The following is a 15,625-nucleotide window of genomic DNA, read 5'->3' as shown; positions in this document are numbered from 1 at the left end:
TCAACTGTTTTTATTAATATCATTGATGTTTATATTAATAATGCTTGGTTTGATACTATAAATATTAATTAAATATTTCTTATGTTTTTATCATTTTTGAACTTACTGTTTTAACAGCATCTTCCCTTGTTTGGCGATAATATTGACTCAGTATTCATCACACTCTGCTTGAAAAACACACACCTCCTTGTGATAAAACTAGATGAAAATAGTGCCATTTAGCAAATCTTTCTTATTTCATTTTATTATTTCTGGATTATTCTTAATAAATCACCAATAAAAACCTTTGAATAGTATGTATTACATTGATTATTAAAATAAAGATAATAAAAGAAAAAATAATTGAATGGGTGATAAAACAGCAGGAAATTATTGTCTAATTTAATGAAAATAGCGCCCTCTTTTACCTACAATAAGGTAAAAAAGAGCATGCAATTATGATGTATGACGATTTAGAGTGTCGACATGCAAGTTAAAGCGATCCATCGTCGAAACTAAAAATAATCCCGTCATAACCACCAATAAAAAAGGTAACGCAGATGGAGAGATTTCAGACATAGCACCGGCTAAAATGGGACCAGAAAGATTACCAATGCCCCATAACATCGCCGCTGAAGCATTTGCTATCATCAGATCATTTCCTGAAAAGTATTGCCCAATTTGTACCAATGCAATGGTATAAATGGCTCCCGCCGTTGCACCAAGCACTAATAATAGTGGCCAAATAACTAAAGTATGTGGCATAGCAATGGGCAATAATAAGCTTGCTAATAATGTAATGACTCCACAAATTCGGTATAGCCGTGTTCTATTCATATGATCAGCAAGCCAACCAAATGGCATTTGCATTATGGCATCTCCCGCCAAAATAGCACTGATCATCATGGCGGCAATCGCTTCACTATGACCAACACTTAGCCCATAAATAGGGAACATAGACAACACTGTGCCATCAAAAAATGCAAAAAAGATAATGCCACCACATATCGCAGGCGCCACTTTAATAAAACGAAGAATAGAAAAGTGCGACTCTTCTGAGTCTTTAGCTAATTTATCGCCCACTTTCTGATCCATCATTAAAAATAGCACGATAGAGATAATATGAAGCAGTACGCTAATTAAGATCGGTGTTTTATCAGCAACGCCATATAACGCAATAATTGAAGGGCCTAGCAACTGGCTGATAGTAAACACGGTCGTATAAATCGCTAAAATACGACCTCGCTTATTATCCGGTACAAGTTCATTGATCCATGTCTCCCCCAAACAGATCATCACACCACTGGCAATCCCGGTGATTAGTCGTAATGGGAACAGGAATTCTAATGGCAAACTCCCCATTAAAGGCAATAGACTAATGGCTGATATAATCGTTGCTAATAACATCGCTAAACGTTTACCAAGCCATTGCACAATATAGCGTGCAAAGGGTGAGATGATTAACATTCCCATTGCAGGTGCGGCTGAAATCAGACCAATAATAGATTCACTGATCCCCGCCAAGTTTAGCCGTAAAGCCACCATCGGAATAGTTAATCCAATAACAATCCCTATCACCGCAATACTGACTGTAATAGTAGTAATAGCAAAAAGCTCGGACTGACGATAATTTTGTTGCAACATATTATTTTGTTTCTACACGCTGTAGAAACCTCATCATAGTGAATATTGAATGAATGGAAAATATTGCCTTATTATAGAGGATAAGAAATAGATAAACATGCTTTAAAATATCGCCTGATACGCGCACCCTGTTCACAAAATATTGTCTAAATAGTCTGTGCTTTTCCCGTCTGTGAAGAATTGATGTTATCATCTACAGGAAATTATACTTTTAAACTGACAATATTTTGAATTGGCAATGAACCCACAATCACCGAAAAAGACAAACGAATACCTTGGTAATAAGGTTAAGCAGTTAAGACAATCTCGAAACTTGTCACTTAATGAGTTATCAAGAAAATCAGGCATATCTAAAGCGGCATTGTCCAAATTAGAGTCTGGCGATTCTAATCCTCGCATCGATACCTTAGAAGCTATCGCGATAGCCCTTGGATTTCCATTAGGTGATTTATTTAGTTTTACCCGCGAAGAATATCCTCGCTTAGAGCGACATAAGCCTATCGTTGGCGACTATGCACAAGAATTTAAATTCCGTATTGGCATCGGCAATATTACTGAAATTTGGCATATTGAGATGAAGCACGGGGCAATTATTAATAGCCCAGCCCATGCCGACGGCACCCAAGAGCATATTATGGTCTATTCTGGCAAACTGATGATGCGTTTTGCTAACGATGAAACCGTATTATTAGAAACCGGCGATTTTTATGCCTTTCATGGTAATGCGCCACACTCTTATATTTGTGTGGAAGGCCATATGCGTGCATCAGTTATCATGTCTAGCCCCAATCAACAACACTATCATCATCGTCCTTAAGACAAATACCCATTATATTTCACCGCCATTTAAACTATTATTCTAAGTATTATTAATAATGGCGGGGATAAATAGCATGAGTGCAGGCCACGAGCACGGTGATGTCAAAGCGCTACCTGAATCACGTCTGTTAATTGCTTTTGCATTAACAGGCTCTTTTATGGTGATTGAGTTTATTGGTGGCTACTTAACAGAAAGTTTAGCCTTGATTTCTGATGCAATGCATATGATGACAGATGCATTTGCACTCTTACTTGCTCTTATCGCGATCCACGCAGGTAGAAAAGCAGCAGATCTATTCAGAACTTATGGCTATGCTCGTTTTGAAATATTGGCTGCTGCGATGAATGCACTGATCTTAATGGCGGTGGCTTTTTATATTCTTTATGAGGCTTATCAACGACTCTCTTCCCCTCCTGACATTCAGTCTATGGGTATGCTTGTTGTGGCAATAGCAGGGCTTATCATTAATTTTATCTCAATGAAAATGCTCACCAGTGCAAAAGATGAAAGCTTAAACGTTAAAGGGGCTTATCTTGAAGTGTGGGCGGATATGTTAGGCTCAGTGGGCGTCATTATTGGGGCGGTAATTATTTGGCTAACCGGTTGGCAATTAGTTGATTCTATTATTGCGGTATTAATCGGCTTTATGGTCTTTCCGCGCACGTGGATCTTATTAAAAGAGTGCCTGAATATTTTATTAGAAGGCGTGCCTAAAGGCATTAATTTAACTGAGGTAACAGACACCATTAATAATACCGCAGGGGTGGCTAGCTCCCATGATTTACATTTATGGGCACTGACGCAAAGCAAGTTGATCCTCAGTGGTCATATTGTCTATCAACCCAATGTAGATAGTGAAGCATTACGCCTTACTATTGATAAGCAACTACGTGAACAATTTCATATCAATCATATTACCTTACAGATGGAAAGTGAGGATAAACAACATCTGGAAGATAATCATCATTAGATATTTAGGTTCTGGCTCTCTCGTACCTAAAAAGAGCCAGAACAAACAGTGCAATTAATTTAAATAACTTTCCATCTGTTCAAAAACGCGCAGATCATCACTAAAACGCACTTCTTTTACGTCCTCAAGTTTTTCCACTTGACTCACCATCTGCATTAAACGCTCATCTTTTTGTACTAATAACCAAATACGACTTTTATCGCTGTTTTTCATTGGTAAACATAAAATACCATCGACGTTAAATGCACGACGCGCAAATAGCCCACAAATATGGGTCATCACACCGGGATGGTTACGAACAATAAGTTCTAGTGCGATAGGTTGTGATTGTAGTGACATAAATTAAGCTCCTATCATCTCGATATTTGCCGCCCCCGGCGGAACCATTGGAAATACTTTTTCGTTAATATCAATCATGGCATGAATTAAACAAGGCCCAGGTTTAGCAATTGCCGCTTGTAGCGCCGCCTGAGGATCTGCTTCTTGATTTAAATCACAAGTATCCAACCCAAATCCTTGAGCAATACGAATAAAATCCGTTTGATAAGGGTAGGCTGCGGCATAAATACGCTCATCAAAAAAGAGTGTTTGTTGTTGGTGTACTAACCCTAATGCTTGATTATTTATCAAAATAATCTTTACATCTAACTGATGCTCAGCGGCTGTTGCTAACTCCTGAATATTCATCATGATGCTACCATCCCCTGAAAAACAGAGGATCTTTTTATTTGGCTCTGCCAATGCGGCCCCTATCGCTGCCGGCAACCCAAATCCCATCGTCCCCAAGCCTCCTGATGTTAACCATTGGCGCGGTCGATTCAGTGGATAAGCTTGAGCAACCCACATCTGATGCTGCCCTACATCGGTGGTAATAATCGCTTCATCATCAACACAATTTGCCGCAGCAAGTACGATGCCGTAACCGCTAAGAATATTGTGTGAGTTTTTCATTTCTAAGGGATATTCCTGTTTTAAGGTATTAACTCTATCTATCCATTCGTTGCGCTGATTAATATTAATTAAAGGTAATAACAGCGACAGCACCGCTTTAGCATCTGCATGAATGGCAATATCAGGACGTTTGATCTTACTTATCTCTGCCCTATCAATATCAACATGAATGATCTTCGCATTGGGGCAAAACTTTTCTGCTTTACCAATTGCCCTATCATCAAATCGCGCCCCCAATACGATCAGCAGATCGGCTTTTTCTAAAATAAAGTTGGTACTCCGTGCCGCATGCATACCTAACATCCCTAAATATAGCGGGTGTGTTGGTGGCATTAAACCTAATCCCATTAACGTCATCGTGGTGGGTAGGCTATTTTTCTCCGCCAACTCAATCGCTTCTTTACACGCTTCAGAGCTAATAATACCGCCCCCTAAATAAAGCACAGGATTTTTCGCTTGGTTAATCATTTGCGCGGCTTGGATCACCAAATCGGTATTAAAGGCTGGAGCTGCATCTTTTTGTGGTATCGGTGGCAATTGATCTAAGGTGATAGTCGCTTGTTGAATATCTTTAGGTACATCAACCCATACAGGTCCAGGGCGACCTGACATTGCCAAACGAAACGCATCACAGATAATTTCCGGCAACTGTGCGATATCGCGGACTAAATAGTTGTGTTTGGTAATAGGAATAGACATCCCATAGGTATCAACTTCTTGAAACGCATCAGTCCCAATCATGGCAGAAGAGACTTGCCCCGTAATGCAAACCAAAGGAATTGAGTCTAATTTTGCATCAGCAATGGCTGTAACTAAGTTTGTCGCCCCCGGTCCACTTGAGGCAATACACACCGCAGGCTGACCATTTGCTCTAGCCATACCTTGGGCAATAAAACCCGCCCCTTGTTCATGACGTGTCAAAATATGGCGAATAGACTGACTTTGGCTTAATGCATCATACAAAGGAAGAGCGGCTCCGCCGGGGATCCCCGCAACCGTAGTGATACCTTGCCGTTCCAGTAAATAAACAATTAATTGCGCACCAGTGAAGGTTTTTCCTGTGGCATTATCTTGTTGAGCACCCATTGTTCTGTGTCCTTTTTACTAAGCCGGACTTTATGGGCGGTAGATATGAAAAACCCCGCCCGGTTAATACGCCGGCGGGGTTGCGAAACTGTGTTGATTCGGACCCGTTACGGCGCTTTGCCGACGACCACCACCACACGCACAACAACCACAGCCGCGATGTGCGCTGTTAGTCGTAGAGTTTGTAGTAGAGTAGTGATGATCATGGGTTACCTATCAATTAATGTAATGATGTGTTTGTCTGTTATCTGTATCTAAAAAAACATAACTTCTATAAATTAACAACCTTTTTTTTCAGTTTATTTTTTATCACCGCTCAAAACGAGAGCTAGATCACTTGTTAATCCAAGTAGTAACTCCGTGTTGTAACAGCATAAAAAACCAGAAAAAAACACCAACAAAGAATAAAGAATCGACGCAATGCCATAGTATGGCTATCAGTTAAAACAATCTCGCCAACATCATGAAAGCGCTGCATAAAATTAAAAACAACGTTGCATACTGAAATACCCTATCCGGCATTTTAATTAATAGCCATTTTGATAGAGGAATAGAGATCAAAGAGCCAAGAAACAGCAGCAATGCTAAATGAATATCGGTATGACCATCTTGCATATAAGCTAATGCAGAAGAGCCTGATAATAGGGTGGTCGTAAAAATCGAAGTACCTATCGCTTGTTTTATCGATAGATTGGCGTAACGCAATAATAAAGGTAACACCACCACACCACCACCGACCCCTGTGGCACCTAAAACAACACCTGCTGCAATCGCCGGCAATAACAGTGCCTTAATATTAAGAGGCGCTAATGGGGTTATCTGTTTAGCTATCACAGGTGAAGAGAAAAACATTCTTTGAATAAATAAAAAGAGAGAAAAAATAATGGCAGCCACCACCAGCGCATTAATCCCCCACTCAACTTGCTGCTGATATTGCGCTAATGAACCTAAATAATTGACGAGTAAACTCGCTAAAAAAGTACTTGGCAACATAATGGCAAGGACTATCATGGCTCGTTTAAAGGGAATATTCCCCAAACGGAAATGCATATATGAGGATGTCACTTTCATCAACATTGAAAGTAAATTTGCGGTTGCCACCGCCATTAATGCATTCATACCAAAGAAATACGTTAATATAGGTAAAACAATAACACCACCACCTACCCCCGTTGTGCTAATAATTAAGCCAATCGCCGCACCAACAGCTAATATGGTGATAAATAACATTATTGATTTCCTTGCATTACAGCTTGTCGCCCTTTTAATAGCGCTTTTTCCGCTGAGCCTTTTGCCAGTGTCATATATTTAAAAAACAGCACATCAAAAGCGACCATTTGCAATACTTGCGGTGTGATCACCCCCAATTGTGAATGTTGCTCATCATAAAAATAAGGTAATGTGTAATTCGCTAAGCGCGTAGCTTCATCTTGCCCAAAACGTGTTAAAGCCACTGTGATACAGCCTTCTTGTTTTGCCGCTTTCAGCATTCGATTAATATCCGCAGTATTGCCTCTTGCAGTAACAGCAATCGCCAAATCATCCGCGGATAAATTCGCTGAATAAGCAAGTTGCGCATGGAGATCTGCACTAAATAAGGTGTTTTTATTCACTCGGATCAGTTTATGGAAGATATCGCTCGCAACGATCGCAGATGCGCCCACACCAAATAAAACGATCCGTTTAGCGCTGATCATTTTCTCAGCGAGTAGATCTATCGTCGCTGCATCCAGTAACGCTATCGAATCCTGAATGGCGGTAGTAAATAGATGTCCTGTTTTAGCAATAATCTGCTCAGTCGAGTCTGTTTTGGCTAAATTGGCATAAAGAATATCACTACTGCTTTTTTGTTGTTTTTCCTCTGAGAGATAATCAATTTTAAATTCAGGATAACCGCCATACCCCATTTGGCGGGAAAAACGGATAACAGAAGCACTACTGACACCGGCTTTTTGTGCCAATTCTGCGGCATTCATACTGGCAATATTATCGCTATTTTCTAATAAATAGTGGGCGAGACGTTGCTCTGTCCCTTTGCCTTGTAAGCGCAAATTTTCAAGTTTCTTAGTCAGTGTTGACATTCTATTATCCTTTTTCTTTTCTTCTTCTGACTTATTTTTCTGGATCGGTAAATCCGATTAATATACTGGCAATAAAACCGACAACCCAAGCCCCCAATACTGCGATAAGGAATTTGATGATCTGCCCATCCCCCACCAGTGGAATTAATGATAACCCAGCAGTACCAAATGGAATAATGATCCCAACCTGAAAATAAGCCATTAATGCACCACCCGCAGCCCCGCCAATACAACCAGCAATAAAGGGCTTACCTAAAGGTAAAGAGACACCAAATAATAAAGGCTCACCCACGCCGAAAATTCCGACAGGCAACGCACCCATTAACGTTTTCTTTAAGCGTTGGTTTTTAGTACGTAAATAAACCCAGAAACAAGAGCCTACTTGCCCCATTCCGCCCATTGCTAAAATAGGGAATAGGTAATTTAACCCAAAGGTATTTAAAATTTCAGTGTGGATCGGTATTAAACCTTGGTGTAGACCGGTTAGTAATAAGAATAAGAAACTACCCCCTAACGCTGCGCCTGTCACAACCGCACCGCCACCATGATTTAATAGTGATAAGGAGACGCCTTGCGCTAATAGTTGATTCAGATAATGACCAATAGGTTGGAATACCATAATCGCCACTAACGCAGAAACTAAAATAGTAACAAAGGGGGTTAAAATAAGATCAAGACTCTCTTTTACAATGCTGCGAAACCATAGCTCTAATTTTGAAGAGAATACCACCACCATTAAGACCGCGAAGATCCCACCACTATTAGGCTGTAATTTCTCACCAAATAATGTGATATCAGCCAGTCCCGGCATGGCTAATAATCCCGCCATAACAGCACCTATGGAGGTTGAAGCCCCTAACTCTTTAGCCGTATTTATACCTATCATAATAGAGAGATAAGCAAATACGGTGCTTCCGATCAGTTTAAATAGCTTAAAGAGTTCAGGAAACTGATCAACTAAGCCGGGAGCCACTAAACGGATAATATTAATTAGCCCCATAATTAAACCACAGCCAATTAATGCTGGGATAGTAGGAACAAAAATAGCCGCCAACGTATTTAGCATACGACGAATGGAAAACCCTTTTTTCACTGGTGTTGACGCAGGGGTTTCTTCGCTATTATCTGTGTTTTTTTGCATACGTTTATTCATGATTGAATAAACTTTGGCGGCTGTTCCCATTCCTACTATGACTTGATGTTGCTCGCCATTAAATACCACGCCTTTGACACCGTCGACTTGTTTTAATGCTTCGGTATTAAATAGCGAACTATCTTTTAAGATCAAACGAATACGGGTCATGCAATGTGTTAAGGTTGCGATATTGCTAAACCCACCAGCCTGTTTTTCTATTTCTGATGCTAAGGTGTCGAGATGTTCTATTTTATTAGCCATAATTGTGCCTGCTAGAGTTCAGAGGATTGACTGATATTGTTATTCATTAAATAGGGCTAACTGTTGTTGTAAAGAGTGGTAAGGATAGCGTTGTGTCATTTGCTCAACCTTCTCTACACTCAGATGAAGCTCATACATTAAAATGGCTTTTCGCGGATGATAATTAACCATTTTTAATAACTCCGCTGCTTTTTGTGTTGTGATCCCACACACTTCACTCACAATACCTTCAGCACGTCGCTGTAATTTTTCATTACTGGCCACCACATCGACCATCAGGTTTTTATGCACCTTACCTAAACGAGTCATTACACTGGTACTTAGCATACCTAAGATCATTTTTTGAGCCGTGCCACTTTTCATTCTTGTCGAGCCTGTTAACACTTCGGCGCCGACATCTGGCGCGATGGATAAATCGGCTATTTCACTCATCATACCTTTACCGCGGGTAGTAATTGAGAGCGTTAATGCATTGATCTGCTTTGCATACTGTAATGCAGCCACTGTAAATGGCGTGCGACCACTGGCAGCGATACCAATAACGACATCGTTAGAATTTACCTCACGGCGTTGCAACTCTTCGATAGCAGCTTGTTGATTATCTTCAATATTCTCAACGGCTTGAAGCATAGCATCATGCCCACCAGCAATAATGGCTTGTACCAGTGAGGGAGAAACGCCAAAAGTAGGCGGACATTCCGCGCTATCTAATACCGCTAATCGGCCACTAGTTCCTGCGCCGACATAAAAAATGCGTCCCCCTTGACGTAGACGTTCACAAATTTTGTCTACGGCTTTCGCGATTGCGGGTAATTCTTTCTTTACGGCATAGGCCACGGTGATATCGGCACTATTAATTAACGAAACTAACGCTAAGGTACTTAGCTCAGAAAATTGTGTGGTCTCTTGGTTACTTTCATTTTGAAGACATAAACTCAATGCATCATCTTTCATTGTAATAACCTTAATGAAATAGTATTTCAATTAAAATTACATCTAATGAAATTTTAATTCAATCTTATTGATGACTATTTTGTGAACAAAATCACAATACCGTAAAAACATTCAACTAAAAACAAACTTAACGCGATGTAAAAAAGATAACTTATTGATAATAAAGCTCTCCTGATTTTAAACAGGAGAGCTGTGAGAGGTATGGCTCATTGATGGCTATTTTGCTGAGCTTAAAAATTCGCTAAATTCTTCAATACTAGGATAAGAAGATTGAGTGCCTTTTCCTGTGACACTTAAACCCGAAAACATAACCGCTTTATTTAACGCTTCTTCAATATTGTCGGTATGCACATAGTAATGAGAAAAACAGCCAATAAAAGCATCTCCAGCACCGCTGGTATCAACGGCATTAACTTCAATGGCGGGGATATATTTCTCAATTTCCCCATTCACCCATAACGCCCCTTTTTCACCTAATGTAACAATAATATTTTTAAACCCTTTTTCGAGTAAAAAGTAGGCTGCTTCTCGAATTTCATCCAACGTATTAATTGGCATACCCGTTAAAATTTCCAGCTCTGTCTCATTGGGGACAAAAAAATCACATTGTGCGGCGATAGTGAGATCTAAAGCTTTCGATGCTGGTGCAGGGTTAAACAATACTGGAATATGATGTTTATTACCGAACTCAATCGCGTGATAGACCGTTTCAAGCGGGATTTCTAATTGCAGCACAATCATACGACATTTTTTTAAACTCACCGCGGCTCTATCGATATCTTCAGCCGATAGATGCTGATTCGCGCCTTTTACGATCAAAATACTATTGGATGATTGAGAGGTAACAAAAATAGGTGCAACACCGCTGGTGGTTCCGGGCACTTTTTCAACATAACGAGTATTAATACCATAAGACTCTAAATTCATGATGGTGTTATCTGCGAAAATATCATCCCCCACTTTGGTTAACATCATCACCTTAGAATTTAATTTTGCAGCGGCAACCGCTTGATTTGCCCCTTTCCCACCGCAACCAATCTTAAATGCTGGCGCCTCGAGGGTTTCTCCCTCTTTTGGCATCCTATCTATATAGGTGATCAAATCCACCATATTTGAACCAATCACTGCAATATCCATAGTGCCCCTCTCACCCTAATGAAAAAGTTAAAATGTTAGAATAGTTACATTTAGATAGATATATAACAATATCATGTTATTTAAATATCATTTGTGATTGTTATCCCGTTAAAAGCTCACTATTATGTTGCCAAACTAACATGAGTGATAAATAACAATCTTCTCTTAAGGAAACGATTATGCGTCCATTAGCTAATTATATCGATCATACTCTACTTGCTGCAGATACAACTGAAGCACAAATCAAACAATTATGTGCTGAAGCTGTTGAGCACGGTTTCTTCTCTGTGTGTATTAACACTTCTTATATCCCTTTAGCAAGAACTTGCCTAACCGGAAGTGATGTTAAAGTATGCTGTGTTATCGACTTCCCATTTGGTGCAGGCCTAACAGCAACCAAAGCATTTGAAGCGGCAGAAGCTATTCGCCAAGGTGCTCAAGAAGTCGATATGGTTATCAACATTGGCATGTTAAAAAGTGGTCGTTTTGATTTTGTAAAACAAGATATTGCCGCGGTAAAAGCCGCTTGCGGAAATACAACACTAAAAGTTATTCTAGAAACATGCCTATTAACTGACGACGAAGTACGTTTAGTTTGTGAAATGTGTTGCGAAGTCGGTGTTGATTTTGTTAAAACATCAACTGGATACAGTACAATGGGTGCCACAGAACACCATGTCGCTTTAATGCGTCAAACTGTCGGTGACAAAATGGGCGTAAAAGCGTCAGGTGGTGTACGTGATCGCCAAACAGCCTTAAAGATGATCAAAGCGGGGGCAACACGTATTGGTGCAAGTGCCAGTGTTGCGATTGTAACAGATTCAGATGCACCAGAATCAAATTACTAATAGCCTAGCGTATCGTTATATGGGATACGCTATTCGATAATAGAAGGATCCTTAGGTGATAGAGACCAAACAGCATGAACGTTTGCGTCGCCTTAGCGAATGCATAAAACGCTCAGGCCGCATCCATCTCAAAGATGCCGCGAGGATCCTTGAAGTATCTGAAATGACCATTCGTCGTGATCTCAGTTCAGATGTTGAAAACCCCTATCCGATGTCACTGCTTGGTGGCTATATTGTCGCGTTGGCACAACCTCATAGCAACCTAATCACATCGACTAGTGATATTATCACCCCGGATCAAACCCAAGAATTACATATTCCTAATCTTGCTGCGGGCATGGTGTCTGAAGGTGATGTACTATTTTTTGATAATGGCCAACTTATTCCGACATTAATTGAGCTTATTCCTGAGAGTTTACACTTTACTGGTATTTGTTATTCGCACCGCGTTTTTCTGGCATTAAGCCGAAAGAAAAATGCGACCGTACTACTGTGTGGTGGCGAATATCGCCCTAAAAGCGACTCATTTTATAATCCCCTCCAGCCTTGTTACCTTGATAACATAAACCCGAAAAAAGCCTTTATTTCCGCAGAGGGTGTCCACCTCGATTTTGGTGTCTCTTGCTACAACATTGATGATCTTCATATGAAGAGAAAAGCGATGGATAAATCGATTCGTAAGATCTTACTCACCAAATACCACGCCTTCGATGAAACTGCCACAGGCAATATGGGTGATTTAGCGCAATTTGATGTCGTGATCACCGATAGAAAACTAACGGATGATTATGAAGCCTATTGCCGAAAAAGCTCAGTTAAAATTATTTATTAACCCAAAAGAAAAATCTCACTGTTCCCTAATTTACTTTTTTTGGTAAACAGAAAGAAAAATCACGCTACTTTTTTAATTGCTAAAGTGAAAAAAAGTGATTACTATTCGCCTGATTTATTATTTTCCATTTCACAGAACTGCAAGGAGGTATCCCATGACAACAACAAATATGAATACTCTTTGCGGACAATCTCAAAAGTAATCCTTTCTTTTTACTGTCCGCCAATCACGTTATTTTTTATCCTTTACAATATATGGATTGGAATATGGACAAGTGTGTTCATTATTTATCTGATCGCGTTTGTTATATCGCCTCAGATAAGACTTGGATTGAAAGTAAAGCAATCCAACAACTAGTAACAACCGCTCAACTTCCTGAAATGGCTTATGTCACTGGCATGCCAGACTTACACCCCGGTCGTGGTTATCCCATTGGAGCGGCTTTTTTTTCTGTTAACCGTTTTTACCCTGCTTTAGTCGGTAATGACATTGGCTGTGGTATGACACTGTTTCAAACAGAATTTAACCATAGCAAACTCAATTTAGATAAAATAGAAAAAAAATTGAGCGAAATGAGTGATATCGCGCCCATCGAATGGTTGATAGATAATTTACCTGCAGATATGCAAAATCATCCATTTGCTCACTCATTAGGCTCTATTGGTGGTGGAAATCACTTTGCTGAATTCCAACAAATTGACCAAGTTATTAATCAAGCATTGTTTACAAACAGTGGTATTAATAAAAAACAATTATTGCTATTGGTGCATAGCGGTTCACGTGGTTTAGGGCAATCTATTTTACGTGCTCACACAGAGCAATTTGGCCATCAAGGACTGGTCGCGAATACAGACGCTGCCAATGACTACTTACAAGCCCATGACCATGCTCTTAATTATGCTAAGCTCAATCGCCACTTGATTGGCCATAGAATGATGGAACAAATTCATACACAAGGAACGGTTATTACTGATGTTAACCATAATCTGGTAGAGCCTTGCGAATTATATAATCAACAGGGATGGTTACATCGCAAAGGGGCGACGCCCGCCCATCACGATATTGTGGTTATTCCTGGTTCACGTGGTGATCACAGTTATCTCGTTAAACCTATTATCTCTGAATTAAGCCTCCATTCTCTACCACATGGTGCGGGTAGAAAGTGGATGCGAACTGAGTGTAAAGGCCGTTTATCACATCGATTTACGCCATTACAGCTCTCACGCACAGCACTAGGTAGCCGTATTATTTGTGCTAATAAACAATTAATTTATGAGGAAGCGCCTCAATCGTATAAATCAATTGAAACTGTTATAGAAAGTATGAGGAGTCTTGGTTTAATTGAGGTTATCGCCCGCTTAAAACCGGTTATTACTTATAAAACCAGTGGGGAGATAGCATAATGTTATTACAATTTTCTTCAGCACAAGGCCCCGAAGAATGCTGTATAGCGGTAGAAAAAACATTGAATTATTTTCTAACCGTCACAGAGCAGCGGCAAGTTGATGTGATAATTCTTGAGCAAGAGCCATCTCGTTATGGTTTAAAGTCAGTATTAGTATCGCTTAAAGGTGCAGAGGCTAAAGCTATCGCACAACAATGGTCAGGCACTGTGCAATGGCAATGTACAAGTACTTTAAGACCTAAACATAAACGCAAAAATTGGTTTATCGGTATCGCTTATTTTGACCCACCACAAGAAATCCAAGACACCGAAATTTTATTTGAAACCATGCGTGCCAATGGCCCCGGAGGACAACATGTTAATAAAACGAGTTCAGCTGTCAGAGCGACGCATATTGCAACAGGCATTAGCGCCAAGATCCAGTCTCAGCGAAGCCAACATGCTAATAAAAAATTAGCGAAACAGCTTATTGCTTGGCATCTAACTCATTATCTATCCCAACAGCAAGCTTCATTTAATAACCAGAGACACCTAGCTCATCACCGAGTGATCCGTGGTAATGCAACTCATTGTTTTTATGGACGTGAGTTTTTACCAATAACGAAATAACTCATATAAAACTAAAGCCACGTTATTAAATCGTGGCTTAACTGACTAATAAATCTAATAATTAAACCATCACTGTGATCCTAAATAATAAAATCGGTTATACACCTTAGTAGATAGCGAAAATAAAAACGCATCAGCGATGTTAAATGCCATCAGTATAAGATAGAGGGTTATTATTAATTCACTTTAGTGACGATTAGCCATCTATCACGACTTTTAATTACTATTTCATTTAACATTAGACCTGATTTTATACTATAAAAACAAAGCATTAACACTATAGAGTGGTAATAGAAAACATTTTAAAACGATCAAATATGCATCATCAATTATTGATTTATGACGTTCAATAAAGATATATACTTATATTTTAATATCAAAGATGCCTAAAAGTAATTTCTTATCATTACTATATTACTCAATAAACTACTACTATATGAGTATTTTTTAACAAAGCGCTATTGTGATAATATTATTAGTGATAATAATTATTTAATTGGCTATCCCTATTTTGCTGACTAACAGTTGATTTTAGTAATAAACTTTGTGGTGACACTTTCAAAATAATCGCAATACATATTAATTCATCAACGGTTATCTTAGTATAACCATTTTCTAATTTTAGATAATATTGCTCTGTCATCCCTAACTGTAATGCAATTCTCGAACTTGATATATTTAATTCTTTTCTTCTATTTTGTATTCTTTTCCCTACCACTGTATTGATCATCATATACGCCCCTCAATGACAGGTAACCCTAATGATGATTCTAGTACAAATTGATAAAAACGATCAATAAAAAGATTACGATAGCCAACAGCTATCAAAAAACAAGCATTGATCGGTAGTAACAATACTTAGATAGATATACCTATAAATGCGTTTTTTAAGTATTAAATTTTAATAATTTAC

At 39.3% G+C, this 15,625-nt stretch carries 16 protein-coding genes; 6 read left to right on the top strand and 10 right to left on the bottom strand.

The genetic code is table 11. From position 1 onward, the window contains the following. Nucleotides 1-435 precede the first annotated feature (435 nt). On the bottom strand, nucleotides 436-1,623 hold the full coding sequence (locus AACU98_RS04405; RefSeq protein WP_004246137.1) for an MFS transporter: 1,188 nt from the start codon (nucleotides 1,621-1,623) through the stop codon (nucleotides 436-438). 238 nt (nucleotides 1,624-1,861) lie between these two features. On the opposite strand from AACU98_RS04405, the gene AACU98_RS04400 reads away from it, so the two are divergent. After that, nucleotides 1,862-2,440, top strand: coding sequence for a helix-turn-helix domain-containing protein (locus tag AACU98_RS04400; protein ID WP_004246138.1), 579 nt, complete (start codon nucleotides 1,862-1,864; stop codon nucleotides 2,438-2,440). Nucleotides 2,441-2,516: 76 nt separating this feature from the next. Then, on the top strand, nucleotides 2,517-3,413 hold the full coding sequence (locus AACU98_RS04395) for a cation diffusion facilitator family transporter (RefSeq protein WP_017827617.1): 897 nt from the start codon (nucleotides 2,517-2,519) through the stop codon (nucleotides 3,411-3,413). A 54-nt stretch (nucleotides 3,414-3,467) separates the two neighbouring features. On the opposite strand, the gene ilvN is transcribed toward AACU98_RS04395, so the two are convergent. The 8 genes from ilvN to rbsK form a co-directional block, all read right to left on the bottom strand. Next, the gene (gene ilvN, locus AACU98_RS04390; RefSeq protein WP_004246140.1) at nucleotides 3,468-3,752 is read right to left on the bottom strand and encodes an acetolactate synthase small subunit; all 285 of its coding nucleotides are present in this window, start codon (nucleotides 3,750-3,752) and stop codon (nucleotides 3,468-3,470) included. Nucleotides 3,753-3,755: 3 nt separating this feature from the next. Next, nucleotides 3,756-5,450, bottom strand: coding sequence for an acetolactate synthase large subunit (gene ilvB, locus AACU98_RS04385; RefSeq protein WP_161735613.1), 1,695 nt, complete (start codon nucleotides 5,448-5,450; stop codon nucleotides 3,756-3,758). 107 nt (nucleotides 5,451-5,557) lie between these two features. After that, nucleotides 5,558-5,656 carry an ilvB operon leader peptide IvbL gene (gene ivbL, locus AACU98_RS04380; protein WP_004249539.1) on the bottom strand — a complete coding sequence of 33 codons (99 nt, stop codon included), beginning with the start codon at nucleotides 5,654-5,656 and terminating at the stop codon, nucleotides 5,558-5,560. Nucleotides 5,657-5,891: 235 nt separating this feature from the next. Then, nucleotides 5,892-6,680, bottom strand: a complete 789-nt coding sequence (locus AACU98_RS04375) for a sulfite exporter TauE/SafE family protein (protein ID WP_004249542.1) — start codon at nucleotides 6,678-6,680, stop codon at nucleotides 5,892-5,894. Continuing rightward, the gene (locus AACU98_RS04370) at nucleotides 6,680-7,531 is read right to left on the bottom strand and encodes a MurR/RpiR family transcriptional regulator (RefSeq protein ID WP_004246144.1); all 852 of its coding nucleotides are present in this window, start codon (nucleotides 7,529-7,531) and stop codon (nucleotides 6,680-6,682) included. The genes AACU98_RS04375 and AACU98_RS04370 overlap by 1 nt, the downstream gene beginning before the upstream one ends. Before the next feature lie 31 nt (nucleotides 7,532-7,562). Continuing rightward, on the bottom strand, nucleotides 7,563-8,927 hold the full coding sequence (locus AACU98_RS04365) for a PTS transporter subunit EIIC (protein WP_046335042.1): 1,365 nt from the start codon (nucleotides 8,925-8,927) through the stop codon (nucleotides 7,563-7,565). A 39-nt stretch (nucleotides 8,928-8,966) separates the two neighbouring features. After that, on the bottom strand, nucleotides 8,967-9,881 hold the full coding sequence (murQ, locus tag AACU98_RS04360) for an N-acetylmuramic acid 6-phosphate etherase (RefSeq protein ID WP_004249544.1): 915 nt from the start codon (nucleotides 9,879-9,881) through the stop codon (nucleotides 8,967-8,969). 216 nt (nucleotides 9,882-10,097) lie between these two features. Then, nucleotides 10,098-11,018: a ribokinase gene (gene rbsK / locus AACU98_RS04355; RefSeq protein WP_161735611.1), complete on the bottom strand. Its 921-nt coding sequence runs from the start codon at nucleotides 11,016-11,018 to the stop codon at nucleotides 10,098-10,100. Between the two features lie 179 nt (nucleotides 11,019-11,197). Between rbsK and deoC the strand changes: the two genes are divergently transcribed. The 4 genes from deoC to prfH all read left to right on the top strand — a co-directional run bounded on the left by deoC (nucleotide 11,198) and on the right by prfH (nucleotide 14,712). Next, complete coding sequence (gene deoC, locus AACU98_RS04350; RefSeq protein WP_004246148.1) at nucleotides 11,198-11,866, top strand: deoxyribose-phosphate aldolase; 669 nt, start codon at nucleotides 11,198-11,200, stop codon at nucleotides 11,864-11,866. Between the two features lie 55 nt (nucleotides 11,867-11,921). Beyond that, on the top strand, nucleotides 11,922-12,698 hold the full coding sequence (locus AACU98_RS04345; protein WP_004246149.1) for a DeoR family transcriptional regulator: 777 nt from the start codon (nucleotides 11,922-11,924) through the stop codon (nucleotides 12,696-12,698). Between the two features lie 266 nt (nucleotides 12,699-12,964). Continuing rightward, complete coding sequence (locus AACU98_RS04340; RefSeq protein WP_026090512.1) at nucleotides 12,965-14,101, top strand: RNA ligase RtcB family protein; 1,137 nt, start codon at nucleotides 12,965-12,967, stop codon at nucleotides 14,099-14,101. Further along, on the top strand, nucleotides 14,101-14,712 hold the full coding sequence (gene prfH / locus AACU98_RS04335) for a peptide chain release factor H (protein ID WP_161735609.1): 612 nt from the start codon (nucleotides 14,101-14,103) through the stop codon (nucleotides 14,710-14,712). Before AACU98_RS04340 ends, prfH begins: the two co-directional genes overlap by 1 nt. Nucleotides 14,713-15,187: 475 nt before the next feature. On the opposite strand, the gene AACU98_RS04330 is transcribed toward prfH, so the two are convergent. Then, on the bottom strand, nucleotides 15,188-15,445 hold the full coding sequence (locus AACU98_RS04330) for a helix-turn-helix domain-containing protein (protein WP_036919663.1): 258 nt from the start codon (nucleotides 15,443-15,445) through the stop codon (nucleotides 15,188-15,190). Nucleotides 15,446-15,625 lie beyond the last annotated feature (180 nt).

Source organism: Proteus sp. G4380 (genome assembly GCF_963885725.1).
GTDB classification, from domain to species: Bacteria; Pseudomonadota; Gammaproteobacteria; order Enterobacterales; family Enterobacteriaceae; genus Proteus; species Proteus mirabilis.
This window is presented reverse-complemented; position numbering and strand designations above follow the sequence as displayed.

What these genes read in the sequence shown, in the direction of transcription:
- AACU98_RS04405 (WP_004246137.1), bottom strand. Translation starts at nt 1,623, where the DNA reads ATGTTGCAACAAAATTATCGTCAGTCCGAGCTTTTTGCTATTACTACT.
- AACU98_RS04400 (WP_004246138.1), top strand. Translation starts at nt 1,862, where the DNA reads ATGAACCCACAATCACCGAAAAAGACAAACGAATACCTTGGTAATAAG.
- AACU98_RS04395 (WP_017827617.1), top strand. Translation starts at nt 2,517, where the DNA reads ATGAGTGCAGGCCACGAGCACGGTGATGTCAAAGCGCTACCTGAATCA.
- ilvN (WP_004246140.1), bottom strand. Translation starts at nt 3,752, where the DNA reads ATGTCACTACAATCACAACCTATCGCACTAGAACTTATTGTTCGTAAC.
- ilvB (WP_161735613.1), bottom strand. Translation starts at nt 5,450, where the DNA reads ATGGGTGCTCAACAAGATAATGCCACAGGAAAAACCTTCACTGGTGCG.
- ivbL (WP_004249539.1), bottom strand. Translation starts at nt 5,656, where the DNA reads ATGATCATCACTACTCTACTACAAACTCTACGACTAACAGCGCACATC.
- AACU98_RS04375 (WP_004249542.1), bottom strand. Translation starts at nt 6,680, where the DNA reads ATGTTATTTATCACCATATTAGCTGTTGGTGCGGCGATTGGCTTAATT.
- AACU98_RS04370 (WP_004246144.1), bottom strand. Translation starts at nt 7,531, where the DNA reads ATGTCAACACTGACTAAGAAACTTGAAAATTTGCGCTTACAAGGCAAA.
- AACU98_RS04365 (WP_046335042.1), bottom strand. Translation starts at nt 8,927, where the DNA reads ATGGCTAATAAAATAGAACATCTCGACACCTTAGCATCAGAAATAGAA.
- murQ (WP_004249544.1), bottom strand. Translation starts at nt 9,881, where the DNA reads ATGAAAGATGATGCATTGAGTTTATGTCTTCAAAATGAAAGTAACCAA.
- rbsK (WP_161735611.1), bottom strand. Translation starts at nt 11,018, where the DNA reads ATGGATATTGCAGTGATTGGTTCAAATATGGTGGATTTGATCACCTAT.
- deoC (WP_004246148.1), top strand. Translation starts at nt 11,198, where the DNA reads ATGCGTCCATTAGCTAATTATATCGATCATACTCTACTTGCTGCAGAT.
- AACU98_RS04340 (WP_026090512.1), top strand. Translation starts at nt 12,965, where the DNA reads ATGGACAAGTGTGTTCATTATTTATCTGATCGCGTTTGTTATATCGCC.
- prfH (WP_161735609.1), top strand. Translation starts at nt 14,101, where the DNA reads ATGTTATTACAATTTTCTTCAGCACAAGGCCCCGAAGAATGCTGTATA.
- AACU98_RS04330 (WP_036919663.1), bottom strand. Translation starts at nt 15,445, where the DNA reads ATGATGATCAATACAGTGGTAGGGAAAAGAATACAAAATAGAAGAAAA.